Source organism: Nonomuraea sp. 3-1Str, from assembly GCF_031570565.1.
Lineage (GTDB): Bacteria > Actinomycetota > Actinomycetes > Streptosporangiales > Streptosporangiaceae > Nonomuraea.
In genome coordinates, this window is the sequence record NZ_JALHBK010000028.1 from 61,389 (window position 1) to 84,045 (window position 22,657).

General features: G+C 69.3%; 24 protein-coding genes and 1 pseudogene. 14 read left to right on the forward strand and 11 right to left on the reverse strand.

Annotated elements, in window-relative coordinates; genetic code table 11:
* Positions 1-561, forward strand: a complete 561-nt coding sequence (locus tag MTP10_RS33180; protein ID WP_310714541.1) for a hypothetical protein — start codon at positions 1-3, stop codon at positions 559-561.
* A 145-nt stretch (positions 562-706) separates the two neighbouring features.
* On the opposite strand, the gene MTP10_RS33185 is transcribed toward MTP10_RS33180, so the two are convergent.
* The 3 genes from MTP10_RS33185 to MTP10_RS33195 are packed head-to-tail and all read right to left on the reverse strand — an operon-like array spanning position 707 to position 3,014.
* On the reverse strand, positions 707-2,431 hold the full coding sequence (locus MTP10_RS33185) for a SulP family inorganic anion transporter (protein WP_310714543.1): 1,725 nt from the start codon (positions 2,429-2,431) through the stop codon (positions 707-709).
* Entirely contained in the window at positions 2,428-2,778 is a 351-nt protein-coding gene (locus tag MTP10_RS33190; RefSeq protein WP_310714544.1) for a metalloregulator ArsR/SmtB family transcription factor, read from the reverse strand. Before MTP10_RS33190 ends, MTP10_RS33185 begins: the two co-directional genes overlap by 4 nt.
* The gene (locus tag MTP10_RS33195) at positions 2,775-3,014 is read right to left on the reverse strand and encodes a hypothetical protein (RefSeq protein WP_310714546.1); all 240 of its coding nucleotides are present in this window, start codon (positions 3,012-3,014) and stop codon (positions 2,775-2,777) included. Before MTP10_RS33195 ends, MTP10_RS33190 begins: the two co-directional genes overlap by 4 nt.
* A 762-nt stretch (positions 3,015-3,776) precedes the next feature.
* On the opposite strand from MTP10_RS33195, the gene MTP10_RS33200 reads away from it, so the two are divergent.
* From MTP10_RS33200 to MTP10_RS33210, 3 genes are all read left to right on the forward strand, one after another.
* Positions 3,777-4,547: a GNAT family N-acetyltransferase gene (locus MTP10_RS33200; RefSeq protein ID WP_310714547.1), complete on the forward strand. Its 771-nt coding sequence runs from the start codon at positions 3,777-3,779 to the stop codon at positions 4,545-4,547.
* Between the two features lie 208 nt (positions 4,548-4,755).
* Complete coding sequence (gene infA / locus MTP10_RS33205; protein WP_310714548.1) at positions 4,756-4,980, forward strand: translation initiation factor IF-1; 225 nt, start codon at positions 4,756-4,758, stop codon at positions 4,978-4,980.
* 328 nt (positions 4,981-5,308) lie between these two features.
* The gene (locus tag MTP10_RS33210; RefSeq protein ID WP_310714549.1) at positions 5,309-6,481 is read left to right on the forward strand and encodes an NAD(P)/FAD-dependent oxidoreductase; all 1,173 of its coding nucleotides are present in this window, start codon (positions 5,309-5,311) and stop codon (positions 6,479-6,481) included.
* A gap of 253 nt (positions 6,482-6,734) precedes the next feature.
* On the opposite strand, the gene MTP10_RS33215 is transcribed toward MTP10_RS33210, so the two are convergent.
* Entirely contained in the window at positions 6,735-7,949 is a 1,215-nt protein-coding gene (locus tag MTP10_RS33215; protein ID WP_310714550.1) for an amidohydrolase family protein, read from the reverse strand.
* Between the two features lie 535 nt (positions 7,950-8,484).
* Here MTP10_RS33215 and MTP10_RS33220 point away from each other — a divergent pair.
* Positions 8,485-9,384 carry an erythromycin esterase family protein gene (locus tag MTP10_RS33220; RefSeq protein ID WP_310714604.1) on the forward strand — a complete coding sequence of 300 codons (900 nt, stop codon included), beginning with the start codon at positions 8,485-8,487 and terminating at the stop codon, positions 9,382-9,384.
* Positions 9,385-9,391: 7 nt separating this feature from the next.
* Positions 9,392-9,610 (forward strand): hypothetical protein, encoded by a 219-nt coding sequence (locus MTP10_RS33225; protein WP_310714551.1) that lies wholly within the window; start codon positions 9,392-9,394, stop codon positions 9,608-9,610.
* Positions 9,611-9,932: 322 nt separating this feature from the next.
* Here MTP10_RS33225 and rox read toward each other — a convergent pair whose 3' ends face one another.
* Positions 9,933-11,477, reverse strand: coding sequence for a rifampin monooxygenase (rox, locus tag MTP10_RS33230; protein ID WP_310714552.1), 1,545 nt, complete (start codon positions 11,475-11,477; stop codon positions 9,933-9,935).
* Positions 11,478-11,773: 296 nt separating this feature from the next.
* Between rox and MTP10_RS42115 the strand changes: the two are divergent.
* A pseudogene (locus MTP10_RS42115) lies at positions 11,774-11,959 on the forward strand (Tn3 family transposase); the annotation flags it as partial.
* A gap of 162 nt (positions 11,960-12,121) precedes the next feature.
* Here the strand turns inward: MTP10_RS42115 and MTP10_RS33235 are convergent.
* Together MTP10_RS33235 and MTP10_RS33240 are read right to left on the reverse strand one after the other, a co-directional pair.
* A complete protein-coding gene (locus tag MTP10_RS33235; protein ID WP_310714553.1) occupies positions 12,122-12,769 on the reverse strand; it encodes a YdeI/OmpD-associated family protein in 648 nt (215 codons plus the stop codon).
* Positions 12,770-12,897: 128 nt separating this feature from the next.
* Positions 12,898-13,335, reverse strand: a complete 438-nt coding sequence (locus MTP10_RS33240; RefSeq protein WP_310714554.1) for a carboxymuconolactone decarboxylase family protein — start codon at positions 13,333-13,335, stop codon at positions 12,898-12,900.
* A gap of 187 nt (positions 13,336-13,522) precedes the next feature.
* Here MTP10_RS33240 and MTP10_RS33245 point away from each other — a divergent pair, with 187 nt between their 5' ends.
* A complete protein-coding gene (locus MTP10_RS33245) occupies positions 13,523-14,473 on the forward strand; it encodes a YafY family protein (RefSeq protein ID WP_310714555.1) in 951 nt (316 codons plus the stop codon).
* A gap of 81 nt (positions 14,474-14,554) precedes the next feature.
* Positions 14,555-14,809 (forward strand): recombinase family protein, encoded by a 255-nt coding sequence (locus MTP10_RS33250; protein ID WP_310714556.1) that lies wholly within the window; start codon positions 14,555-14,557, stop codon positions 14,807-14,809.
* 161 nt (positions 14,810-14,970) lie between these two features.
* Here the strand turns inward: MTP10_RS33250 and MTP10_RS33255 are convergent, their stop codons facing one another.
* Positions 14,971-15,450, reverse strand: coding sequence for a hypothetical protein (locus tag MTP10_RS33255; protein ID WP_310714558.1), 480 nt, complete (start codon positions 15,448-15,450; stop codon positions 14,971-14,973).
* A 1,454-nt stretch (positions 15,451-16,904) separates the two neighbouring features.
* Between MTP10_RS33255 and MTP10_RS42120 the strand changes: the two genes are divergently transcribed.
* A complete protein-coding gene (locus tag MTP10_RS42120; RefSeq protein ID WP_397334556.1) occupies positions 16,905-17,138 on the forward strand; it encodes a Tn3 family transposase in 234 nt (77 codons plus the stop codon).
* Here MTP10_RS42120 and MTP10_RS33265 read toward each other — a convergent pair.
* A complete protein-coding gene (locus MTP10_RS33265) occupies positions 17,113-17,412 on the reverse strand; it encodes a hypothetical protein (protein WP_310714560.1) in 300 nt (99 codons plus the stop codon). The two genes, MTP10_RS42120 and MTP10_RS33265, sit on opposite strands and share 26 nt — an antisense overlap.
* Positions 17,413-17,418: 6 nt before the next feature.
* On the reverse strand, positions 17,419-17,790 hold the full coding sequence (locus MTP10_RS33270; protein WP_310714561.1) for a hypothetical protein: 372 nt from the start codon (positions 17,788-17,790) through the stop codon (positions 17,419-17,421).
* A 262-nt stretch (positions 17,791-18,052) separates the two neighbouring features.
* On the opposite strand from MTP10_RS33270, the gene MTP10_RS33275 reads away from it, so the two are divergent.
* Together MTP10_RS33275 and MTP10_RS33280 are read left to right on the forward strand one after the other, a co-directional pair.
* Complete coding sequence (locus MTP10_RS33275) at positions 18,053-18,787, forward strand: DUF6193 family natural product biosynthesis protein (RefSeq protein WP_310714562.1); 735 nt, start codon at positions 18,053-18,055, stop codon at positions 18,785-18,787.
* A 48-nt stretch (positions 18,788-18,835) separates the two neighbouring features.
* A complete protein-coding gene (locus MTP10_RS33280) occupies positions 18,836-19,747 on the forward strand; it encodes a recombinase family protein (protein ID WP_310714563.1) in 912 nt (303 codons plus the stop codon).
* Between the two features lie 542 nt (positions 19,748-20,289).
* Here MTP10_RS33280 and MTP10_RS33285 read toward each other — a convergent pair.
* A complete protein-coding gene (locus tag MTP10_RS33285) occupies positions 20,290-20,856 on the reverse strand; it encodes a TetR/AcrR family transcriptional regulator (RefSeq protein WP_310714564.1) in 567 nt (188 codons plus the stop codon).
* A 95-nt stretch (positions 20,857-20,951) separates the two neighbouring features.
* Between MTP10_RS33285 and MTP10_RS33290 the strand changes: the two genes are divergently transcribed.
* Together MTP10_RS33290 and MTP10_RS33295 are read left to right on the forward strand one after the other, a co-directional pair.
* Positions 20,952-21,875: an NmrA family NAD(P)-binding protein gene (locus MTP10_RS33290; RefSeq protein WP_310714566.1), complete on the forward strand. Its 924-nt coding sequence runs from the start codon at positions 20,952-20,954 to the stop codon at positions 21,873-21,875.
* A 637-nt stretch (positions 21,876-22,512) separates the two neighbouring features.
* Positions 22,513-22,641 carry an SDR family oxidoreductase gene (locus tag MTP10_RS33295; protein ID WP_310714606.1) on the forward strand — a complete coding sequence of 43 codons (129 nt, stop codon included), beginning with the start codon at positions 22,513-22,515 and terminating at the stop codon, positions 22,639-22,641.
* The last annotated feature ends 16 nt before the right edge of the window (positions 22,642-22,657 follow it).

A 22,657-nucleotide genomic window follows, 5' to 3' on the forward strand; every position in this document is an offset into this window, starting at 1 on the left:
ATGGCCGACCACGACTACGGTTACACGAAGTGGGGCAAGGACTGGGTCCGGTTCGCCGAGTCGTTGCGCCAGACCCGTCCCGATCCCCAGCTGCCGGGTGCGCGGCGCATGGTGCGCGACGGAAAGGTGCAGATCACGTTCGACGGCCGGACCGTGCGCGCCGCCGTGCACCGAGGTCGCGGCACCACGGTGGTCACGATCGAGGTCGCGCCGATGTCCGCGGGGGCGACAGCCGAGATCTCCCGTCACCTGAGCGGCATCCAGCCCCTGCTCACTGACGATCTGTACCGCGCGATCGCCGACGCGGGCCATCCGCCCGCGCCGGTCCTCGAAACCGTCGACTGCTCCTGCCCGGCCGCCACCCCGCGATGCGTCCATGAGCTGGCCCTCTACTACGACATGGCGCGGCGCATCGACGACGATCCCCGCATCGCTCTCGACGTACAGGGCTTCTTCCGCGCTTCGGCGGGCGGCGGCCAGGCGCCCGCCGAAGCGACGGCGCAGCGCTGGATCGCGCTCAACTCCCTTGATCCGGCCGCCTACTTCACGGTGGCCGAGTGATCCGGCCGGCCTGCGTTCGTCACAACTCGACCCCAAGGCGCTCGCGTGCTCTGACCGCCACGCGCGCGGACACCCGCTGATCCGGCCACCGGTCGGTGCCGGGGTGGTGTCGTCGTAACCGGCGAGACCAGAAGGGGCTTCTCGCTCACCGGGCCGGCATTCCGGGCATGGTGTCGGAGGGCGGGACGGCCAGGACGCCGGTGTGCTGCAGGTGGTCGCGCGCGGCGGCGATGGCGTGTGGGGTGCTGGCGAGGACGTGCCCGGCCTGGTCCAGGCGGGTGATCACGCCCAGGGCGCGCAGGGGCTGATGGTGGCCGTCGCGGATGCCGGAGACGTAGACGGCGATGCCGCGGCGCTGGAGCCGATCGATGGCGTCAGCCAGCACGAGGGCGCCACTGGCGTCGATGGTGGTGACACGGGACATGCGCAGGATGACCACCGAGACGTCGGCGACCTCGGACAGCTGGAGCAGGAAGCGGTGGGCGGCGGCGAAGAACAGGGGCCCGTCCAGGCGGTAGGCGACGATGTGCTCGGCCAGCAGCGCGTGTTCCTCGTCGGTGTGGTCGCCGGGCAGGTCGGGGCGCAGCGGCATGGCCTCCAGGCGTACCTGACGGGCGATGGCGCGTAGCGCCAGCACACCGGCCACGAGCAGGCCGAGGATGACGGCCTGGACCAGGTCGAGGGCCAGCGTGGCCAGTGCGGTGAGCACGAGGACGAGCGCGTCACCGCGGGTGGAGGCGAGCATCGCCTTGACCGAGCCGGCCTCGATCATGCGGACGGCGGTGGCCAGCAGCACACCCGCCAGAGCGGCCAGGGGGATCTTGGCGACCAGCCCGGAGGCGGTGTACACGATCAGGCACAGGATGGCCGCGTGCGCCACCGCGGCCAGGCGGGAGCGGGCGCCGGCGCGGACGTTGACCGCGGTGCGGGCGATCGCCCCCGTGGCCGGGACACCGCCGAACAGCGGCGCGGCGAGGTTGGCGAGGCCCTGGCCGAGCAGCTCGCGGTCGGGGTCGTGGCGGTGGCTCACGCTCATGCCGTCGGCGACCGTGGCCGACAGCAGCGACTCCAGGCCGGCCAGGGCGGCGACCGCCACGGCGGGGGCGATCAGCGAAGCCAGCGTGTTCACCTCCAGGAAGGACAGCGAGGGAGCCGGCAGTCCGGCGGGCAGCTGCCCGATCCGGGCGACGTCCAGCCCGGTCAGCTCGGCCGCGGCGGTGGCGGCGGCGACCGCGATCAGGGAGAACGGCATGGTGGGCCGCCGGCGGGCACCCGCCAGCATGAACGCGGCCACCCCGACGGCGATCGCCGGCGGCCACCAGGACGGATGGGCGGCGAAGTCGCGTACGGCCAGCCACGCCACGACCGTGACCTTGTCGGCGTCCGCGGCCGGTACGCCGAGCGCGGCCGGGATCTGCTGCAGGCCGATCACGCAGGCGATGCCGAGGGTGAAGCCCTCCACCACCGGAGCCGGAACCAGTGCCATGTAACGGCCGGCACGGGCCAGGGCCAGCGCGATCAGCAGCAGCCCGGCCAGCACTCCGACCGTGAGCACACCGGAGGCGCCGTGCTCGTGCATGATCGGCACCAGGACCACGGTCATCGCTCCGGTCGGGCCGGAGACCTGCAGGGCCGATCCGCCGAAGAAGGCGGCGACCGCGCCGGCCACCACCGCGGTGGCCAGCCCCGCCTCGGCTCCGAGCCCGGAGGAGATGCCGAACCCGAGCGCCAGCGGCAACGCCACGATCGCCACCGTCAGCCCGGCCAGCAGGTCCCGTCGCGGGTGGCGGCCGAGCGCGACCAGGTCGGCGCGGGCGGGCAGCAGCGCGCGCAGGCGGGCCGGCCAGCCCACAGAGGTCGGCAGGTTCACGAGGCGCCGCTTCCGGTGCTGTCCTCCAACAGCTCGCTGAGCAGCTCGTGCTGCCCCGACAGCTTCTCGGCCAGCAGTTCGCGGGCCGCGCGCAGCAGCCCGGCCACCCTGCCGCCGGCCAGAGCGTAGACCACGGTGGTGCCGTCGCGCTGGGCGGTGACCAGGCCCGAACGTCGCAGCACCGCCAGGTGCTGTGAGAGCCCGGTCGGCTCCACATCGATCGCGGCCAGCAACTCCCGGACCGGTCGCGGGCCGTCCTGCAGCAGTTCGAGGACCCGTATGCGAACCGGATGGCCCAGCAGCCGGAACAGCTCCGCCTTGGCCTCGTACAGCGGGACCGACGTCACGTCGCGTCGCCCCCCGCCGGCCCTGTGCCGCCGGCCTCGACCGGCGCGGCGGCGTCGAGCGCCTCCTCGACACCGCCGAGGCTCACCGCGTGCGCCTCGGCCAGCCGCCGCACGTCCTCCCATTCGCCCTCGGCCACCAGGACCGCGTGGGCGTCCCCGCCCTGACGGGCGGCCCGCAGCGCCTGTCCGGCCAGCCGCGCCCGCTCCCGGACTGCGGCGGCAAGTCCCGTGCTCACGTCATCCCCCGCTTCCCTCGGCGCCGGACAACGCAGCCGCGCCTATTGAGCAATTACGATTCTTCGCAATTACGATAGCTCATGGTTGTAGGCGGGGCCGTGCTCAACTCACCCACGGCAGCCGTCGAAACACCGGTCAACGCGACGACTCCCCAGCCGCGCCGGACGGGCGCCCGGCCCTCGTCGCTGCCGCGGTAGACGATGTACGGCCGGGTGAGGCAGCGGACCGGTCCGCTCTTGGCTTGACGTCCATGTCGTCCGGCTGATCGGCAGTGCGGGGGGCGGCGATGCGGCGCACTGCTTGCAGGAGGGCGGCACGGTGCTCGCAAGCCGACGGGCGGAGCGGGGGTCGGTTCGGGTAGTGGCGGCCAGGGCTGGGGTGCGTCCAGCCAGCTTTCGGTGATGCGCAGGACCATCGCGAACAGGCCCAAGGCGGGGATTCGTTGACGCGGCGGCTGTCACCGGATCAACGACGCGCGGGCGCCTGGGCCTTGGGGTGGCCGCGCGACTTGCGGCGGATGAGCTCATCGGCGGCCCGCCGCGTTGGCCGGCGGAAAATGGTTGGACCGGACGACGTTCGGGCTGCTAGCGTTCCGCGCACCGTGACATCACGTAAGGAGGTGAGACCCATGAACGCTGTATCGATGTGGGTGCTCCCCTCGTCGTCACGGTCGGGCGATTGACGTAGGTGTCGCCGGGAGCGCCTCGATCAGGCAATCCCGAAAGGCAACACCTATGGACTCTGTGCATTTCACTTCGGGCATGGGCGAGCATGCCGTAGCCATCACGCGGGTCGCGGACAAGCAATGGCACGCTGTGGCGGACGACCGGGTGGTCGGCCGCGGTGACGCTTCGCGCAGGCCCGACGGGCGGATCTTCGTCAGCATCGACGCATGGCACTGCGCGGTCTTCGACCGGCTCGCCGACGCCATGCTGGCGGACCTGCCCAGTCCGCTGTACACGCTGGTCGACGACGCCGACCTCGACCTGACCTCCCATTGGGAGCGAGCCGGCTTCACGACCCGACGCCGTGAGTGGGAGTACCTCGTGCCCACCGACCCGCGCGTCACGGGACTCGACTCGGTGCTACCGCCGCCGGGCGTGACGATGGTGGCGGTCGGCGAGGCGGAGGAGGGCCCTCTGCGCACGTTGGACCAGGCGATCCGCGACGAGGTCGAGGCCACCGTCGGATGGCAGGAGATGCCGGCCGAGGTGTTGCCCCGCCCGGACGGCGTCACCCTGCTGGACCCGTCGAAGTACGCGGCGGCAGCGCAGTCCGATGATTACGTGGGACTGATCCGGTTAGCGCCGGTGACCAGGCAGCCGCGGATCGGGCTGATCGCAGTCCGGTCCGACCACCACCGCCGCGGTATCGCTCGGGCGCTGCTCGCCCAGGTGCTGGGCTCGCTGCACCGCTCCGGGATCGAAACAGCATCAGCCGAGGTGAACGAGTCCAACGCGGCGGCCATGGCCCTGTTCGAGGGCGTCGGCGCCCGGCGTGCGAGCAGCAACCTGGAGTTGGTGCTCCGCTGATGCCCCACCGCATCACCTCGCGAGAGGACCGGACCGGAAGCACGCGTGGCACTGATGAGCGAGCATCGGTTCCCGTAGCGTGCGGGGCGGCCGGTCGCGGCCGCCGTCCGCGGGTACCGCGTCTGCCGAGGCGCCTCGATCACGGTTGCGTCAACGGCATTCCTTTCCTCACCGACCTCACCATCACCGACCGGAGAAGGGCGAAAATATGGCAAGAACAGCAGGCGGCATCGAAGTCGAGGGCACCGTGGTCGAGTGCCTGCGCAACGCCAACTTCAAGGTGGAGCTGCAGAACGGACACAAAGTGTTAGCGCACATCAGCGGGAAGATACGGAAGAACCACATCAAGATCTTGCCGTACGACCGGGTGCTCGTCGAACTCAGCCCGTACGACCTCACCCGCGGCCGGATCCTCTTCCGATACAGGACGTAGCGGCGGGCGTGACGCGCCGAATCAGGAGTAGAAGCCTCCGATCTGGATCGGAAATGTGCTCGATGCGGCAATCGGAGTCGACGACTCGGCTCTGTTCTTCGTCCGGCATCTCCGCCCGGTAGGCATGTCACCGGCCTGATGCGACAGCGGCATGAGCGCGCGTCTTGCGCGCCGGCCCGCCGTCTCGGCCTTGGCCGGCGCCGGGAAGCGGCCCGTGGATGTATCCGTACAGCCGCGGGCCGAGCCGGCGGCTCGGGCCGGTCCCACACCGTCATGGATGCATCATCCTGTTGCGATACACCGTCTCACTAAAATACAGTGTCTCTACATGAGACACCGTATCGCTGTAATTGGAGGCGGACCCGCCGGCCTTACCTTCGCCCGCGTCCTGCACCGCCACGATCACCCCGTCACCGTCCTCGAACGCGATCCCGCCCCCGATGCCCGTCCCCCGGGCGGCACGCTGGACATGCACGAAGGGCTGGGTCAGTCAGCGCTGAGCAAGGCGGGGCTGCTGGCGGAGTTCCAGGCGCTGTCCCGTCCCGAGGGGCAGGCCATGCGCATCCTGGACACCGACGGAACCGTCCTCCGCGACTGGCAACCCCGTCCGGATGACCGGGCCAATCCCGAGATCGACCGGGGGCAACTCCGTGACCTGCTGCTCGGCCCTCTGGACGTTCAGTGGGGGCGGGGCGTTACGGAGGTGGAGCCGGGGACCCGGGACGGCGTGCTGGTCCGTTTCGCGGACGGGCGACATGAGACGTTCGACCTCGTGGTCGGCGCGGACGGCGCCTGGTCCCGGGTCCGCCCGGCGGTCTCGTCCGCGACGCCGCACTACACCGGCATCACCGCGGTCGAGACCTCCCTGGACGACGTCGACACCCGCCACCCCGACCTCGCCCGGCTGATCGGCGACGGTTCCATGGCTGTGTACGGCGTGAACCGCGGCCTCGTCGCCCAGCGCAACAGTGGCGGCCACGTCAAGGTGTACGCCCAGTTCCGCGCGCCGCTGGACTGGCACACGAACCCGGACCGTCATCTGGGCCTGAATCGGCGCGCGGGTCTGGACGCAGGCGTGGACCTGGCCGACGTCGAGGCCGTGCGATCAAGCCTGCTCGCTCTGTTCGACGGCTGGGCCGCTCCCGTCCTCGACCTCCTCCGCCACGGCACCGCTTTCGTCCACCGCCCCCTCTACGTCCTGCCCGTGTCCCACACCTGGGCCCACGTCCCCGGGGTGACGCTCCTGGGCGACGCCGCCCACCTGATGCCCCCGTTGGGAGTGGGCGCGAACCTCGCGATGCTGGAAGGCGCCGAACTCGCCGAGTCCGTCGTCGCCGCCCACGGCCCTGACGAGCTGGACGAGTCCGTCCGCGCTTTCGAGGAACAGATGTGGGCACGGGCCGGCAGGTGGGCGAAGTTCACGATGGCTGGTCTGGAACGCCTCGTGAGCCCGGACCCCACCGAGGCCCTCGCCCTCTTCGACGAAGTGCAGTCATCCTGACCGCCCGGCGCGAGAGCGCCGGGGCCGGCGCCGGCGCCGGCGCCACCAGCTCGCCACGGCTTCACGGGACAGTCCGGCACCGCCGCGATCCCTTCGGCGGATCCCCGCCCGCGATCGACAAGACGCTCACCGAGCACGCGGCGAACCTGGCCGATCTCGGCGCGGCCCTGAGGCCGCAGGACGCCGCCGCGCCGGACCGGATCCTGCGCGGCCTGCTGGAGTCCTGGGCCTGACCTTCCCCAGGCCCGGGGTGTCAGCCGAACCGGCGGACGCCGCGCCGCCACACCTCGGCGATGGCGCGGGTGGCGGTGATGTCGCGGGTCGGGTCGCCGTCCACCAGCAGCAGATCGGCCCGGAGTCCGGGCGCGACCCGGCCGCGGTCGGTCAGCCCGAACGCCCGGGCGGGGCCGCTCGTGGCGGCGGCCAGAGCGGCTTCGGGACTCAGGCCCGCCTGCGTGAGCATGAGCAGCTCACGGTGCATGGCGGCTCCGTGCACCGGGGCGAAGAAGTTCGCGTCCGTGCCGGCCAGCAACGCCACCCCGGCCTCGTGCAGCGCGGCGGTGGCGCGCCGGGCGTGGGCGACGCCGTCCGGATGGACGGGCACCGCCGAGTGGTCCCGGTCGACGGCGGCCCTGTCCCGCTCGGACAGCCGGGCGGCGATCCGCTCGTCGCGCACCAGCTCCGCTCCCGCCGGGTCCTGCGCGATCGTCTCGATGTAGGTGAGCGTGGTGATCACGAATACTCCGTGGGCCGCGATGCGGGCGGCCAGGTCCTCCACGGTCGGGTCGCCCGGCTCGCTGTGGTGGAAGACGTGCGCCAGCCCGTCGATGCCCGCGTCCAGCGCGAGCACGGTGTCGCGCGCCGTGGCGACGTGCGCGATCGTCCGCAGCCCGGCCGCGTGGCCGGCTTCCACCAGGGCGGCCACGACGCCGGGGCTCAGGACCGGCAGATCCAGTCCGGCGGTGCAGCCGTCGTCGATCACGATCTTCAGGTAGTCGATGCCCTCGGCCAGCCGTGCCTCCACGAACTCCTTGGCCCGACCGGCGTCGCCGATGGTGTCGAACGGGCCGACCGCGTCGCCCAGCCATGCCAGTGCCTCGCTCTCGGCGGCCATGATCTGGCTGGGGTGGCCGCTCGGCGCGGTGGCCAGCACTCCGGCGCTGCGCAGGTCGGCCACGTCGTCACGCTCGGCGGCCAGGCGGCGCTGGCGGGCCAGGTTGCCCGGAAGGCAGAACATGTCCAGCTCGGTGGTCACCCCGAAGGTCAGTGCCTTCGCGAGCATTCCGTCCGAGACGTGGGTGTGCGCGTCGATCAGGCCCGGCATCAGCGTCCTGCCGGAGCCGTCGATCTCCACGTCCGCGGGACGCCCGTCGGGCTCCGCGATCAGGTCGCCGGCGATCAGGACGTCCGTGCGAGGGACGGTGCGCTCGCCGTCGAAGACACGGACGTCGCGGATGAGGGTGTGCATGGTTGCTCCCGTTCACGTTGCTTCTGGCACTTCGCGGCATGAGGCGTCGGTGCAGGCGCCGGCCGCAGTGACTCCCGAATGCTTCGATGCAAGATAGTACTATCTCTAATTATCTGCCATCGAATCGGCTGTGGATCGTTGGCGGGGTCACCGCGCAGGACCTGCGGCCCAGCCGGCTCCGGTGACGCCGCGACCGTGCCGTCGCGGGGAGCAGCTTCCTGCTGCGTGAGGGGTGTCGATGGCGCGGAGCGGGATGGCCGTGCTGGGACCGTCCCGGCGCGGGACGAAACACATGGAGGCACCGGGTGCGGAAGTTGATTCTGGGGTTTTTACGTCTCGCTCGACGGTAAGAGCGCTGACGGGGACACGGAACCCGGGACGTCATGATGAGCATCGACGACCCGAAGCAGGCGGAGTACTTCGTCAGCCGGCTGTGGGAGGCCGGGGCCTTCCTCATGGGCCGCAACACCTACGAGATCATGGCCGGATCTTCAGCCATGGCCTCTCACCCGCCAACCGCGAGCTCGTGCGCTGGATGCGCGCCTACAACGAGCAGCGTACGCCGCACGAGCAGCTCCGCTTCTACGGCTTCGACGGCCCTCTGGAGATGACCGGCGCTGCCAGTCCCCGCCCCGCATTGACCGCGCTGTACGACTGCCTCGCCGCCCACCTCGACCTGCCCTGGAGCCGCGAGACCCTCGACGAGCTGCTCGGCCCCGACGAGCGCTGGACCGACCCTGCCGTCACCACGGATCCCACCCGATCCGTCGGCCGCACCCCTGAGGCCAAGGAACTACGCCTGATCGCCGACGATCTGCGCGCGCTGCTCACCGCGCACCTCCCTGATCTGACGGCCATCGTCTCCCCGGACGGCTGGTGGCGCGCTGACTTGTACGCCCGCACCGCTGCGGGGCTCCTGCGCTACCACGCAGGCATGGCCGACACTTCGGGCACTCGCGTCGGCACGCTGATGTGCCTGCGCGATGCGATGATGGCCGACAACCTCGACGCCATCGTGGGCCGCGAGGCTCTTCGCGGCCCCACCCTCGCCTTCGCTCACACCCGCCACCTGCAAAAGGACAGGAGCCGCTGGCTGTTGCCGGAGGGCTGGGGCCCGCCGGCGGGCCGGATGCTGGAGTGGTGGAGCGCCGGGGCGATCGTCGGCACCCGCCTCGGCGAGCAGTACGCCTTCGCAGCCATCACCTTCGGCACCCGCGGCTCCGACGTCCCCCAGCCTGACACCCTCGAAGGGCTGCTGTCGTCCCTCCCTGACGCTCGCGCCGTCATCAATCCCGTCCGCCTGGCCGCGGTCCTCGACCGGAAGCCGGCCCCCCGCGTCCCGGCCGACCACACGTACTTCCCCCTCGACCCGGCCACCGCCGACCAGACCGACGCCATCGTCTTCGTCCGGCCACCTGCGCGAGGACTTCACTGACCAGGACATGGTCATCCTGCTGATGGCCAACGCCGGCGTCATCGCCGCCAGCCAAGACGCCGCCCCCGACACCTGGCGCCGCCTGGTCGGCCAGATGCTGCGCGCCTACGCCACCCCCGGCGCCGACCTGCCGCCCTTGGAGCCGGCCCCCGCACCCACCGTGCTGTACCGCGCCATGGTCCGCCTCACCCGCCCTCCCTCCGGCCCTGATGGAGAAACGAAGTGAGCATGCGGCCGCGGCATGCGCAAGCCTGACCCGGCGACGACCGCTGCGCTGTGCTCAGGTCGCTGCCGCACCTTCACGGTCGGCGGCCAGGACCCGGTGGACGCCTGCCACCGAGGGATGGAACCATACCCGCCACCGCCACCCGAACCCGACACGGCGGCATCGCCGACGCCCGCTCGGCGTGCGTTCGTCGAACGGACCGTGGACGAACGCACGGCCGCCTGCGCCGATCCAGCCCGATGCTGTCTCCAGCCTTGCGATGGTCAATCGCTACCGGTCGTTCCGACCCTCCTCACGGGCCTTTTCGGTTGCTCACGCTCCATCAGTCGGCGGGCTTGCCGAACCAGCGGGAGAGGTGGTCGTCCAGGTCCTGCTGATCGTCGCCGACCCAGGCGACGTGGCCGTCGGGGCGTAGCAGGACGCACGGAACATCCAGGCGCGCAGTGGGATCCGCGAGCTGATCGACCCGGTCTGACCAGCCGCCTACTGTCAGGCGTTCGGTGCGGTCCAGCAGCAGGCCGCGGCCGCGATGCAGCAGACCGTAGAGGTGGCCCTGTTTCACCTCGATGTCGCGCAGGCGGCGGCCGAGCAGGTCGGGGCCTTCGCCGAAGTCGTAGCGGATGCCGATCGCGGTGATCTTCTCGATCAGATGGCGGTTCACCTCGTCGAAGTCCATCAGCTCGGTGAGCAGCCTGCGCACGGCCCGCGGGCCCGGTTCGGTGGACAGCAGTTCCATCTGGGCGCGGGTGTTGTCCAGCACGTCGTCGGCGACCGGATGGCGTTCGGTCTGGTAGGTGTCCAGCAGTGTTTCCGGCGCCCAGCCGCGGACCTCTGCGGCCAGTTTCCAGCCGAGGTTGACCGCGTCCTGCACGCCCAGGTTGAGGCCCTGTCCGCCGGTGGGTGGATGGATGTGTGCCGCATCGCCGGCCAGCAGCACCCGCCCGACCCGATAACGTTCGGCCAGCCGGGTGGCGTCCCCGAAGCGGGACAACCAGCGCGGGGAGTGCACACCGAAATCGGTTCCGGCGATGGCGCGCAACTGTTGTTGGAAATCCTCGAGGGTGGGCGGTTCCGCGCGGTCGCTGACTCCCGCGGCGGGGACCACGACGCTGTAGACCCCTTCGCCGAAGGGCCGGAGCCAGAACGGCTGATGGGTCTCGCGGATCGCGCTCACCTTGGCGGCGATCTCCTCCTGCGGAACGCCCACTTCCATCTCGCCCATCAGCGTCTCGGTCCGTGAAGGCTCGCCGGGGAAGCCGACGCCGAGCAGTTTGCGCACTGTACTGCGCCCGCCGTCACAGCCGACGAGGTAGCGCGAACGCAGCTGCTCACCGTCGGCCAGCTCGACGGTCACACCTTCGTCGTCCTGCTCGAAACCGGCGACCGCGCAGCCGCGCCGGACCCGCGCACCCAGTGCGATCGCATGCTCTTCGAGCAGGCGCTCGATGACCGGCTGCGGGATGCCCAGCAGATAGGCGTGCGCGGAATCCAGGCCTTTGGGCGCGGGTTTGGCGATGGCGGCGAAGAAACCGCCGGCCGGCCGCTGTCTTCCGTGTTCGAGCATGCGATCCAGCAGTCCGCGCATGGCCATCAGCTCAAGACTGCGAATGTGCAGGCCGACTATGCGGACGAACGACTTGGGCTGGGTTTCCTTCTCCAGAACGAGTACCCGCACATCGTGCAGCCGCAGTTCGGCGGCCAGCATCGCGCCGGTCGGCCCGCACCCGGCGATGATCACGTCGAACCTGGGTGTGTGATCGGCGCCGGAGGCCGGCGACCGGAGAACTCCGGGGACGCCGCCCACGGCGAAGTCGCGCTCGGCCGAGTCGTTCGACGACGGTTCGGCGGTGAACTGCGGAGAATGCATAGGTGTTGCCTCTCGGGAGTGCCTTGTTGGCGAGGCGCTCCCGGCGACACCTACGTCAATCGCCCGGCCGTGACGGGAAGGGGGAGCACCCACATCGCTACAGCGTTCATGGGTCTCACCTCCTCGGGCGGTGTCACGGTCAACTGGAAGTTACAAGCCCGAGCATCACCCCGTCCAACCCTTTTCCAGCCCCGATCACGACTCCGAACGGATATCGCTGACCTGCAGTGATGCGGAGTCAGTGTCGGGCGTTCTGATCACCACCGACGGTTCGTACCGTTTGCCTGCGCCGGGACCTGCGCTACGCCCAGCAGGGCACCATCACCACGCCGCACCTTGCCGACCAGACCGAACAAGCGTGGTGCCCGACGGTGCTGACCAACGCGGTCATCACGTGGACGACCGAGTACTACCAGCTCGCCGTCAGAAACCTGCGCGCCGGCGGCCGGGATGTGCCTGATGAGCTGCCGGCCCACATCTCCCCGGCCCACAGCGAGTGCGCCCCCTGCGCCCGGCCGCTGTTGAGCCGAGCCTGCGCCCATGACGGGTTCTTGGGGGCTGGTAGGTCCCGGGTCTGGCCGAACGCCGAGCCGCCATGTGCGTGGGCTTGGAGGAGCGAGGCGGGGAGAGGAGTGGGCCCGCACTCAACTGCCGAGGGCGCGCTTTTGTGGGTGGATCGCCTCGCCCCGGGCGAGCATTTCAACGAACTGGGTGATACGGCGGGCTCGGGTCTCGGCGCGTTTGGCGCTCGCGATCCGATAGAGAACGGCGTAGCGGTTTTGGGAGGTGAGGATGTCGAACATCGCTTGTGCCTGGGGTTCCGCGGCCAATGCGGCGGCCAGGTCGGCTGGTACCTCGATGCCGGCCTGTCCCGCGTAGGCCGCGTCCCAACGGCCGTCGGCCTTGGCGCGTTCGACCTCGGTCATTCCGGCCGGATGCATCCGGCCCTCGCTGATCAGACGGGTGACGATGCCAACGTTACGCGCTGACCAGGGACTCTGCCTTCCGCGAGGGGTGAAGCGCCGACAGAAGGTGATCTCATTCCGCCGTCGTAGCCGACCATCGATCCAGCCGTGGCACAGGGCTTCGTCGAGCGCCTGGTCATAGGTCAAGCTCGTGGGCCGGGTCGTGTTCTGCTTGGCGAGGACCAGCCACACCCCTGCCGAGCTGTCGTGGTGACTGCTGAGCCACTCCCGCCAGGCCAGGGCATCGGTAACGGTCAGTTCCGGTAGTTCGTTGCTCATCGTCATGTGCCCCTGATGATCATCAAAGGGATGGTTGTCGGCGGTCACCCGAAGATGGGAGCCCAGGACGGGGGCCTGGCGGAAGTGGCGCTGGATCGGTCAGCGGTGGAGCGGGCCGATCACGTCTTTCGCCACGTCGCCACCGCGGCCTCGGGACGGATGACGCCCGCCCGCCTTCACCAGGTCTTGCCGGCCTGCTCCCGGATCGTGTGGTTGATCCGGTTGAAGAAGTTGGTGATCGCGATGTTCAGGATGATCGCGGACATCTGCTTCTCGTCGAAGTGGGTGGCAGCACCGTCCCAGATCTCGTCGGTCACACCCGGCGCGCCGTCCTGGATCCGGGTGGCGGCCTCGGTCAGCGCGAGCGCTGCCCGCTCCTCCTCGGTGAAGAGCGGGGTCTCGCGCCAGGCGACCACGTTGTGCAGCCGCTCCTCGGTCTCTCCAAGCTTCTTCGCCGACTGGACGCCGGCGAACACACACGGGCTGCAGCCGTTGATCTGGCTGGCCCGCAGATGGACCAGCTCGAGCACGAGCGGGTCGACGCCACCGGCGTGAATCGCCTTGTGGAGATGCTGGATCGCTGTGATCACGTCGGGATTCGCCACGCTCTTCATGCGTGCTTCCATGGGTCCTGCCCCTCGTCGGTTACGTGCGCCCATCCGGGCCCGCCATCTGACGCACCTTGGCGGAGGTCATCGTCGTCGTCATGAACTTTTCGGCCGAGGAGTTCTCGGTCATGCCGGCGACGTTACGGTATGACCCGGTCAGAAACGGTCCTGGTTATCGAGCAGACTGTCAGCCATGGTCAACACCTCGGCGCGGCTGCTGCGGCTGCTGTCATTGCTGTCAACGCGGCAGTCCTGGACGTGCGCTGATCTTGCCGCCCAGCTGGAGATCACCGAACGGACGGTTCGCCGGGACATCGCCCGGCTACGTGAACTCGGCTACGGCATCGAATCGGAGATGGGCCCATGGGGCGGCTACCACCTCGGGCCCGGAACCAGCATTCCGCCACTGATCCTTGACGAGGAGGAGGCCCTCGCGGTCGCTGTCGGGCTGCGCACCGCCGCCTTCAGCGGGGTCTCCGGCAGCGACCAGGCAGCCCTGTCGGCGCTGCTGAAACTACGCCAGGTGCTGCCGGCCAGGATCGCCGACCGGCTCGGCGAGCTGGACGCCGCGTTCACCCACACCGCACGGCCCGACGACAGCCAGATCTCCCCCGCGCTGCTGCTCGACCTGGCCACCGCGTGCCGGCGAGGCGAACGCACCCAGTTGACCTACCGCGAACCGGCCGGAACGACGTCCACCCGCCGAGTGGACCCCTACCGGCTCGTCTACACCGGCCGCCGCTGGTATCTCCTCGCCTACGACCTGACGCGGCAGGACTGGCGCACCTTCCGCACCGATCGCATCGTCGATGCCACAGCCACCGGGCAGGCCACTGCCCTGCCCAACCCGCCAGATCCAGCACAGATGGTCAGCACGGGCATCGCGCTGAGGCCCTACCCGGTGCGGGTGACCATCCGCCTGGCCGTACCTGCCGATGAGGCTCGCAGGCTGGTACCACCAACGGTCGGCGTCCACCACCCGGACGGCGATGACGCCACGATCATCGACATCGGCGGGCCAGACGCCGACGGCCTGGCCCGCTACCTGCTCAGCCTCGGCCGACCACTCCAGATACTGCACCCAGAAGAGGTCCGCCAGGCATTCCTCACCCGCACACAACAACTCCTCAAGGACAACCAGTGACACAAACACCCGCCGATAGCCGACACGGCTACCTGCAGTGACGCATGTTGCCAGCCACCATGAAGTGCGACTGCCGACCCCATGTCGCAGATGATCTTCAAATTGCCGGCCGTGTTCGCAGAGTTCGAAGCCGACCTGCTGAAGATGCGCACCCGCGAGGGCATGGCCATCGCCCGCTCCCGCGGCAAGCTCAAGGGCAAACAGCCCATGCACGCCACCGGCGACTACACCATCGCCGATCTCATGGAGGTCTTCTCCATCGGTCGCGCCACCGTCTACCGCTTCCTCGACCGCATCAAGACGACGGGGACGACGGATGCTGAGATTCCGCGTTAGCGCAGGTCAGCGATATCCCTCGGTTTCCGGCCAGGACTACCGGGATCCCGAATCCGGCGTGGCGGCCCGGCCGGTCACGGTCGACACCTGCCCCAGCGCCGCCTTCGACGAGGCTCGTGAGCTCTCGCGCGCCGGCGGAGCTCACGGGCCACGGCTGAAGGTCACTTGTAGTACTGCACCCAGTACTCGACCGTGTGCTTCTTGCTGATGTTGAAGGTCGCCCAGTACTTCGAGTGGCCGGCGTTGCTGATGCGGACGATGCCGTACTTGCCGTTGCAGGACCACGTGCCGGACTTGGCGATCTTCTCGCCGCCGCCCCAGCGGCGCAGGAACCAGAGGTCGACCTTGATGCGCGCGTCGTTGCCCCAGCAGCGGGCCTTGACCTGCATGACGCGTACGCCCGAGGGCCGAGTCCACGCCGAGGTGTCGAAGTACCCCTTGTACGGGCCCAACGTCTCGTGCCGTTGGGTGTGCCAGCTCGCCAGGGCCGTGCTGGCCAGGGCCGTGCTCGCCTGAGCCGTGCTCGCCGGGGCCGTGACCTGGGTGCGCGCGGCCGGGGCGGCGACGGCGGGCGCAGCCGTCAGCAGGGCCAGGCTGGAGGCGGTGGCGGCGAGGGCGAAGGCGGTTCTCGTGGGACGCATCGGTGCCTGCCTTTCGGGATCGAGTCAGGTTCTCTGTTCGAACGCGAAGGTATGGCCGGGCGTGTTGAGGATGTGTTGAGCGCGTGTTGAACGGGCCGGAGACGGTCGGGCCAGGCGATGTCGTCGATCGTCAGTAACGGCGCGGCCAGAGACGCTCGCGGTTGCTCACCAGTGGTCGGCAGCCGCCGTCAGCGAGGGCCGACGGCGCCGGCCTGCAGCAGCTTGGCGAGGGTCGCGCTCAACTGGCCACGCCCACCAGCTTGATTTGTCGATGCTGCCGAGGGAGCGGCGCCGGTTCCTGGCCACGGTGGCACGCCGCTCGACGGTTCAGGGCCTGGAGCGGCGAGAAGAACGCCGCTACCCGATCCTGCTCGCTCTGGTCGCCCAGTCAGCAGTCGACCAGATGGACGAGGTCATCGCGTTGTTCGACCAGGCGGTGTCGGCGCGGGAGTCGCACGCGAAGGCCAAGACGGACGAGGCTCTGGCCGAGCGGGCCAAGAAGGGCGAGGCCCGTCAGTTGCTGATGGACGTGATCCTGCCGGTACTGAACGACCCAGGCATCGCGGACGAGGAGGTCGGCGGTCTGCTGCGCGGCCGGATCGGCCTGGACAAGATCCGCGAGGTGTCGGCGATCAACTGGAAGCCGCTGCCCCGCGACCACGGTCGGCTGGCCGCGGTGGAGGCCTCCTACAACTATCTGCGCCGCTTCACCCCCAAGGTGCTGACTGCGGTCGACTTCCACGGCGGGCCGGGTGCGCAGGACCTGATGACCGCGCTGGGGATGTTGAAGGAGTTGAACCGGACCGGCGGCCGGAAGGTCCCGGCCGCGGCACCGACGTCGTTCGTGCCGGCCCGATACGCCGACTACCTCGCCAAGGCCCGCAAGGCGGGCGATGACACGGCGTTCCGGCACTACTGGGAGCTGTGCGTGGTGCTCGGCCTGCGCGACGGCCTGCGGTCTGGGGATGTGTTCGTACCCGGTTCACGCCGTTACGCCGACCCGGGAACCTACCTGTTCACACCGGAGCAGTGGGAGGGCAAGCGGGCGGAGTTCTGCCAGCTGGTCCGCAAGCCCGCCGCCGCATCCGAGGCGATCGACCAGGTCAAGGAAGAACTCCTCCAGGCCCTCAACGACCTGGAGGAGACGCTGGCGAACGCCGCCCCGAACGACGTCGGCGCGATCCGCCTGGACGAGGAAGGGCGGCTGGTCATCCCGCCGCTGTCGGCCGAGGACATCCCCACCAAGGCCAAGGCGCTGCGGGAGGAGCTGGCGGGGATGCTGCCGTTCGTGCCGATCGCCTCGCTCCTGATAGAGCTGGACGTCCGCACCAAGTTCCTGGACCGTTTCACCCACGCCGGCGGCCGGAAGATCAACCTGTCGGTGGAGACCCGGCACGGTTCTGGTCAACCACCACTACCAGCTGGAACTGGCCAAGGAGTTCGGCGGCGGCACCATGTCCTCCTCCGACGGGCAGCGGTTCCCCCTCCGCGGCAAGTCCCTCACCGGCCGGGACATGAACATCCACGGCGGGCGCGTCCTGTCGACCTACACCCACGTGTCCGACCAGTGGTCGACCTACGGGACCAAGCAGATCATCCCCACCACCCACGAGGCCAACTACACCCTGGACGAGCTCCTCGGTAACGAGACCGACCTGCCGATCACGCGCTCAACCCGGTGCTCATGACGAATCGCACCGGTCCGGCAAGGTCGGGGTCAGTGGGGCCGAGCCGCGCGCGAGCCTCGGATTCGACCTCGTCACGTGGTCGTTCGACCAGAGGAAGCAGCCCGATCGACGCCTTGCCGAGCGGCACCGCGTGAGGGTTGGGTGGCGCTTCGTAGGCCCACTGTCCGTCGAGGATGATCAGCCAGGTGCGCCCCGGCTTGATCTCAAGGATCTTGCGCATCTCGACCGTCATATCCAGAAGTATGTCGGTTTGCTGATGATGCTCGGTGAGCATTGCCGCTCACGGTGATTCGAGAAGCCGTCTGGTCTCCGGGCCTGCGAAGGCGTACCCAGGAGACTGTGCGTCCAGGTACTTGAGGACTCGGATGATCAAGCATTCTCGGATCATGTTCGACGGATCGTCACACGTGAGGAGCGCTTCCGTCACTGCGTAGCAGCGTTCAAGCACCGGGACGTCCGTTTTGGAGATGGCAGGCTCGAACACCTCCCACCAGAAAACCTCGGACATCAACCCGTACACGTTGTCGAGGAACGGCTCGCGGTCGTAATCGGCGGCGTCCGCGCTCTCCTTAACTTCCCACGCAGCTAGAACCGGCCGAGCCGCAGGCAGCTCCGACCGGAGGAACTCGCGCAGCGTCGCAACATCAACCATGGCGTGAAGCTACCTGATCAGACCCGGCCGAACTGATACGCATGCCTGGCGGCCCTAGCCAACCGGCACCTCGTAGTCCGATCACAGGTGGGGGTGCAATCGGTCGAGTCCGCCCCCTCGCCGGATCCGATCTGAATGCCGTGCCCGACCTGCTGGAACGGGCCGTCGATCCAATCGGATCCGATCCCGACTTACGCCTCCCCTTTTCGCCTCCTATGATGGCCGCCACCGCAACACCACACGGGCAGAAGATCGGAATCTTATGAGCTGCGAACCCGACCCGGCTGTCCTCTACCCGGACGTGGCCGCCCATGGCAGCCTCGCCGCAGCACTCCTCGCCGCAGCCGCCGGCCAGGGCCTGTCCCTGCCCCTGGCCGTCACTCCCTCCGATCCACTCCGCCATGCCACGATCGCCAGCCTCATCCCGCATCGCCACTCGTCCTACGTCACGGCGTGGCATCACGAACGGCGCTGGACCATCTGGGGCTCGTCTAACAACAGGCTCATGATCTGCGGCGCCACCGCGGATCTGCGTGAGCTTCCTCAAGTAATCCGCGGGTGGGCCGAAGGAGCCAGCCTCGAGGCGATCGGGCAGGCCGCACTCTTCGACGTCCTGACCGGACGTTTCGAGGTGCCCGACAACAACCCCGTCGACATCATCGCCTCAGAGTGGCAGTGGATGCTCAAAGACGCCCGCGACGCCGACTGGCCCGAATACCAGGCCCTCATCGAGGCCGCCTATGCCGAACCCAGGCTGCGACGGCTCTACCCCTACACCAGCCACTGGGAGCTGGGCTTCTCCAGCACGCCCGACTACCCGTTCTCCCGGCCCTTCGTCTGGATTGACGCACCACGAGGAGCCGGCGGCTACACCATCAGCGAAGAGCGCAACGACCCCGACCCGATGCAGATCCCCACACCCGCCGAAGCGATCGCCATCGCCGTCGACCGAATTCCCGCCGACCTGCAGCAGACATCCCTTGAGGACCCCGCGTAGGACTCCTGAAATCAACCCCGGCCGACCTGGGAAGGGGCACGATCGGGTATGGCCGACCGTATCTACCTTCGGTATTCCACCGACAAGCAGACCGATACCCGCCAACGACACGCCTTGGCCACGCTCCTGGGCGCCGGCGCCCTCACTTATGAGGACCCTGCCACTTCCAGCCGCCAGCTCTCCCTGGATCGCGCGGGATTCGCCCGGCTCCTGCACGAGGCCGCCGTCGGCGACACCATCCGCATCGCGGACGCCGCCCGTCTGTTCCGCTCCGTGGCCGACATCCTCGCCCTGCGCCCCGTGCTCATCCGGCGCGGCTTGCACTTGCGCGTCGAATCCGGGCTGCTGTCCGGCATCGACCTTGCCTCAGACGACCCCGGCACCAAGATGATGGTCTCCGTGCTCGCCGCAGTGCTGGAGTTCCAGCGCGACATGATCAGCGAGAACACCCGCCAAGGCGTCGCCGCCGCCGAGGCCTCCGGCAAAACCCTCGGCCGCCCCACCGCCCTCGACGCCGCCCTCGCCGCCGACGTCGTAGATGCCTACCGGGGTGGCATCGCCGTCAAGGCCCTCGCCCGCCAGTACCACGTCGCACCCAAGACCATCCGCCGCGTCCTGGACAACGCTGGGGCTCGCCAACCGCCCGACCATCTCGACACCCTCCCCGCCACCGGCGAACCCGCCTCCGATCCCGCGCTCGACCCGCAGGTGACGCTCGATCTGCCTGGCCTGCTCGCCGACCACCTACGCGTCGTCGGCGACGAGACCGTTCGCCAGGCCATCGACACCGGGCGAACCATCCGCCGCGGTCAAGGCCACACGGTCCGCGTCACCGCCCCGCTAGACCTCCACCGAGCCGCACTGGAGCAGAGCGTCGCACTCGCCGCCGATACCGCCAGCCCCGCTGCACGCAAAGCACACCGCGTGTATACCGCCCGCGTCGCAACAGCCTGCCCCTAACGCCAGAAACTCGCAGGTCAGGGCCATATCCGTTGCATTTTCGCCGTTTGCTACGGGAGCCCCTTACTGACGTACGGCTGTGATCACGGGGGCCGGTGTCACGAGGGGTCGCGTGCTTCGAGGCGGCGCAGGGTGGCGTCGCGCTTGGCGCGTTCGCGGTGGTTTGGTCGCGGTTGGCACCCAACTGCTCCAGCACGATCGCGGTCATCATGTCCACGTCCCTCACCGGCCGCCACTCCGGCTCGCCTCGGCCGTCCCTGCCGGCACCATCACCACGCGCCATGCCTCAGATCGTCCCAGACCCTCGCCAGCCGCCCGCCGCACCTGTCGAGACCCGGGGCTGCCTCCCGCACCATGATCATTCTCGGCACCTATCCTCTCCTGTGCGATGGAACGGAATCCGGCGTTGACCACGCCTGGAAGACCGCAACGGCAGGGGCTCGCTGAGCTGGGAGAGCCCGTAAACGCCGGACTCCGTTCCCAATCTCTCTGACCCCCGACTCACGCGGGCAGGACGAGGGACGCTCCTTCGAGCAGGCTTCTCAGCTCTGCGGGCTCAGGCCCGCCACGGCCAGTCGGAACAACCGGTCCGCGCGGGCGGCCGGGTCAGGGTGGTGCTCCGTCGCGAGGACGATGCCGACGATCAGCGCGATCAGGTCGGCGACGGTGATGCCTTCCGCCACCGCCCCGTCCCGCACGGCGCGCTGCAGTAGGGGGTTCCCCGCCTCTGCCATCATCGCCGAGCAGGTGTTCTCGTGTACGGGGTCGGGCTCGGCCCCGTCGTAGGCCAGTGCCGCCGCCAGCCCTCGGGCCGCGACGCAGTAGGCGACGACGGCATTGAGCCATTCCAGGAGCGCGTCACGGCTGTCGCTCTTGCCTGTCAGCTCGCGGGCGCAGGCGGCCAGGGCCTCGATCCGTTGATGGGAGACCGCCTCCAGCAACGCCCGGCGGGTCGGGAAGTGGCGGCGTACGGTGGCCGAGCCGACCCCCGCGATGCGGGCGATCTGCTCCAGTGAGGCGCCGGCCCCGTACGCGGCGACCTCCTCCTCGGCCACGGCGAGGATGCGCGCGTAGTTCCGCCGGGCGTCCGCGCGCTGGCGGTCGGGCATGACGTCATCTCCAGAGTTGCTAAGTGGCGCGGCCCGCCATATCGTACCGTAAAAGAAAATGGCGGGCCCCGCCGTTTAATGCCCTGAGGAGCACCATGTCCGCAGCTTCCGCACCCGTCCTGGTCAGCGGCGCCACCGGCAGACAGGGCGGAGCCACCGCGCGTGCCCTGCTCGCTGCAGGCGTTCCCGTACGCGCCCTGGTGCGTTACCCCGACACCGAGCGAGCCAAGGCCGTCGAGGCGCTCGGTGCCGAGCTGGTCACCGGCGATCTCCACGATCGCGATTCGGTGGTCCGGGCCGCCGAGGGCGTACGAGCTGTCTTCTCCGTTCAGATGGCCGCCCTGACCGCCGACGGATTCGATTTCGACGGAGAGGTGGCCCAGGCCGTCAACCTCATCGAGGGCGCGAAGGCCGCGGGAGTGCCGCAGTTCGTACACACGTCCACCAGTGGCGCCGGTCAGCACACCGAGACTCCTGGCTGGATCGCAGGCCGTTGGGGCTCGTTGGACGGCAGCCTGGGAGCCAAGAGCACAATCCAGGACCGGGTTCGCGCGGCTGGCTTCTCCCGCTGGGCGATCCTCAAGCCGGGTTTCTTCATGGAGAACTTCCTGCCGTCCATGGCTTTCCTGTTCCCGCGCGGTGTCGAAGGCGGCCTGGTGAGTGTCGTGAAGCCGGATACCCGGCTGTCCCTCGCCGCGGTGGATGACATCGGCAGGGCGGCCGCCGCGGCCATCGCCGAGCCGGAGCGGTTCCATGGGGTCGAGCTGGAGCTGGCGAGTGACTATCTGTCGATGACGGAGGTCGCCGAGGTCCTCTCCCGCGCGCTGGGCACGTACCTGTCCGCGCCGGACATGACCGAGGAGCAGGCGCTCGCCGCCGGAATGCCGGCGATGGGTGTCTCACACGAGTGGATGAACATAGCCGGCCAGCCGGCCCGCCCGCAGTACGCCAGGGACTTCGGCCTTTCGCTCACCAGCTTCGAGGAATGGGCGCGACAGCACCTGCGGCCCGCGGCTTGACGCAAGGTCCGGACCTGACGGGTCCGGGGTCGAGGAACCCAGGAACCGCCGTTGGCGATGACAATGATCTTGCGCGAGAACGGAAAGGATCTTCGCCGCAGCACGAGAGGTCCTGTCTCGGGGTGTTCACGAGTGGGTGTGGCCTGCGGTTGAGATAGGGCTGGAAAGATCGCTTCCAGGAAGGTCGTTGATCGTTTCCCGCCACCGCAGCCTTATGAGGTCGTGGCCGTACAGGCCGTACAGGCTGTGCCGCCACGCGCCCGCCGGCCGTGCGCCCGTGACAGCGACGATCGTCACCTGGACCCGGCTTCGCCGACGCCGGGAGTGCGGCCCACTACATCGACACCGGGCAGCGCGTTCCGCTGAAGGCTCATGTGAGCCTGGACGCCCGCAACCTGAATAGAACAAGGCCACCAAGGCGGAATCCGGGGATCGCGGTGGGCTTGGAGGTCTGAGCCCACCGCGCGCCGAGGTCCGTGGAGCTATTGCGCTATTCCGATGACACCGCCCGCACTGGACCCTTCTGGCGGTCAGCCGTCCATCGCTTGATCGCGGCGGGGATGCTGTAAGGGGCCGGCCAGATCCGGAGGTATACCTGCTCAATGGCCTCGGGGGCGTCGTACCCTTCCTCGCCTGGCTGGCGGACGTTTGCGGCACCGCCACCGAGCTGGCGAAGGCAGCTGTCTACCTCGCCTCCGACGAGTCCGCCTACACCGCCGGCACCGTCCTGCGCGTCGATGGCGGCATCGGAGAACTCGCCTACTAACCTCAATTCGTCAGCA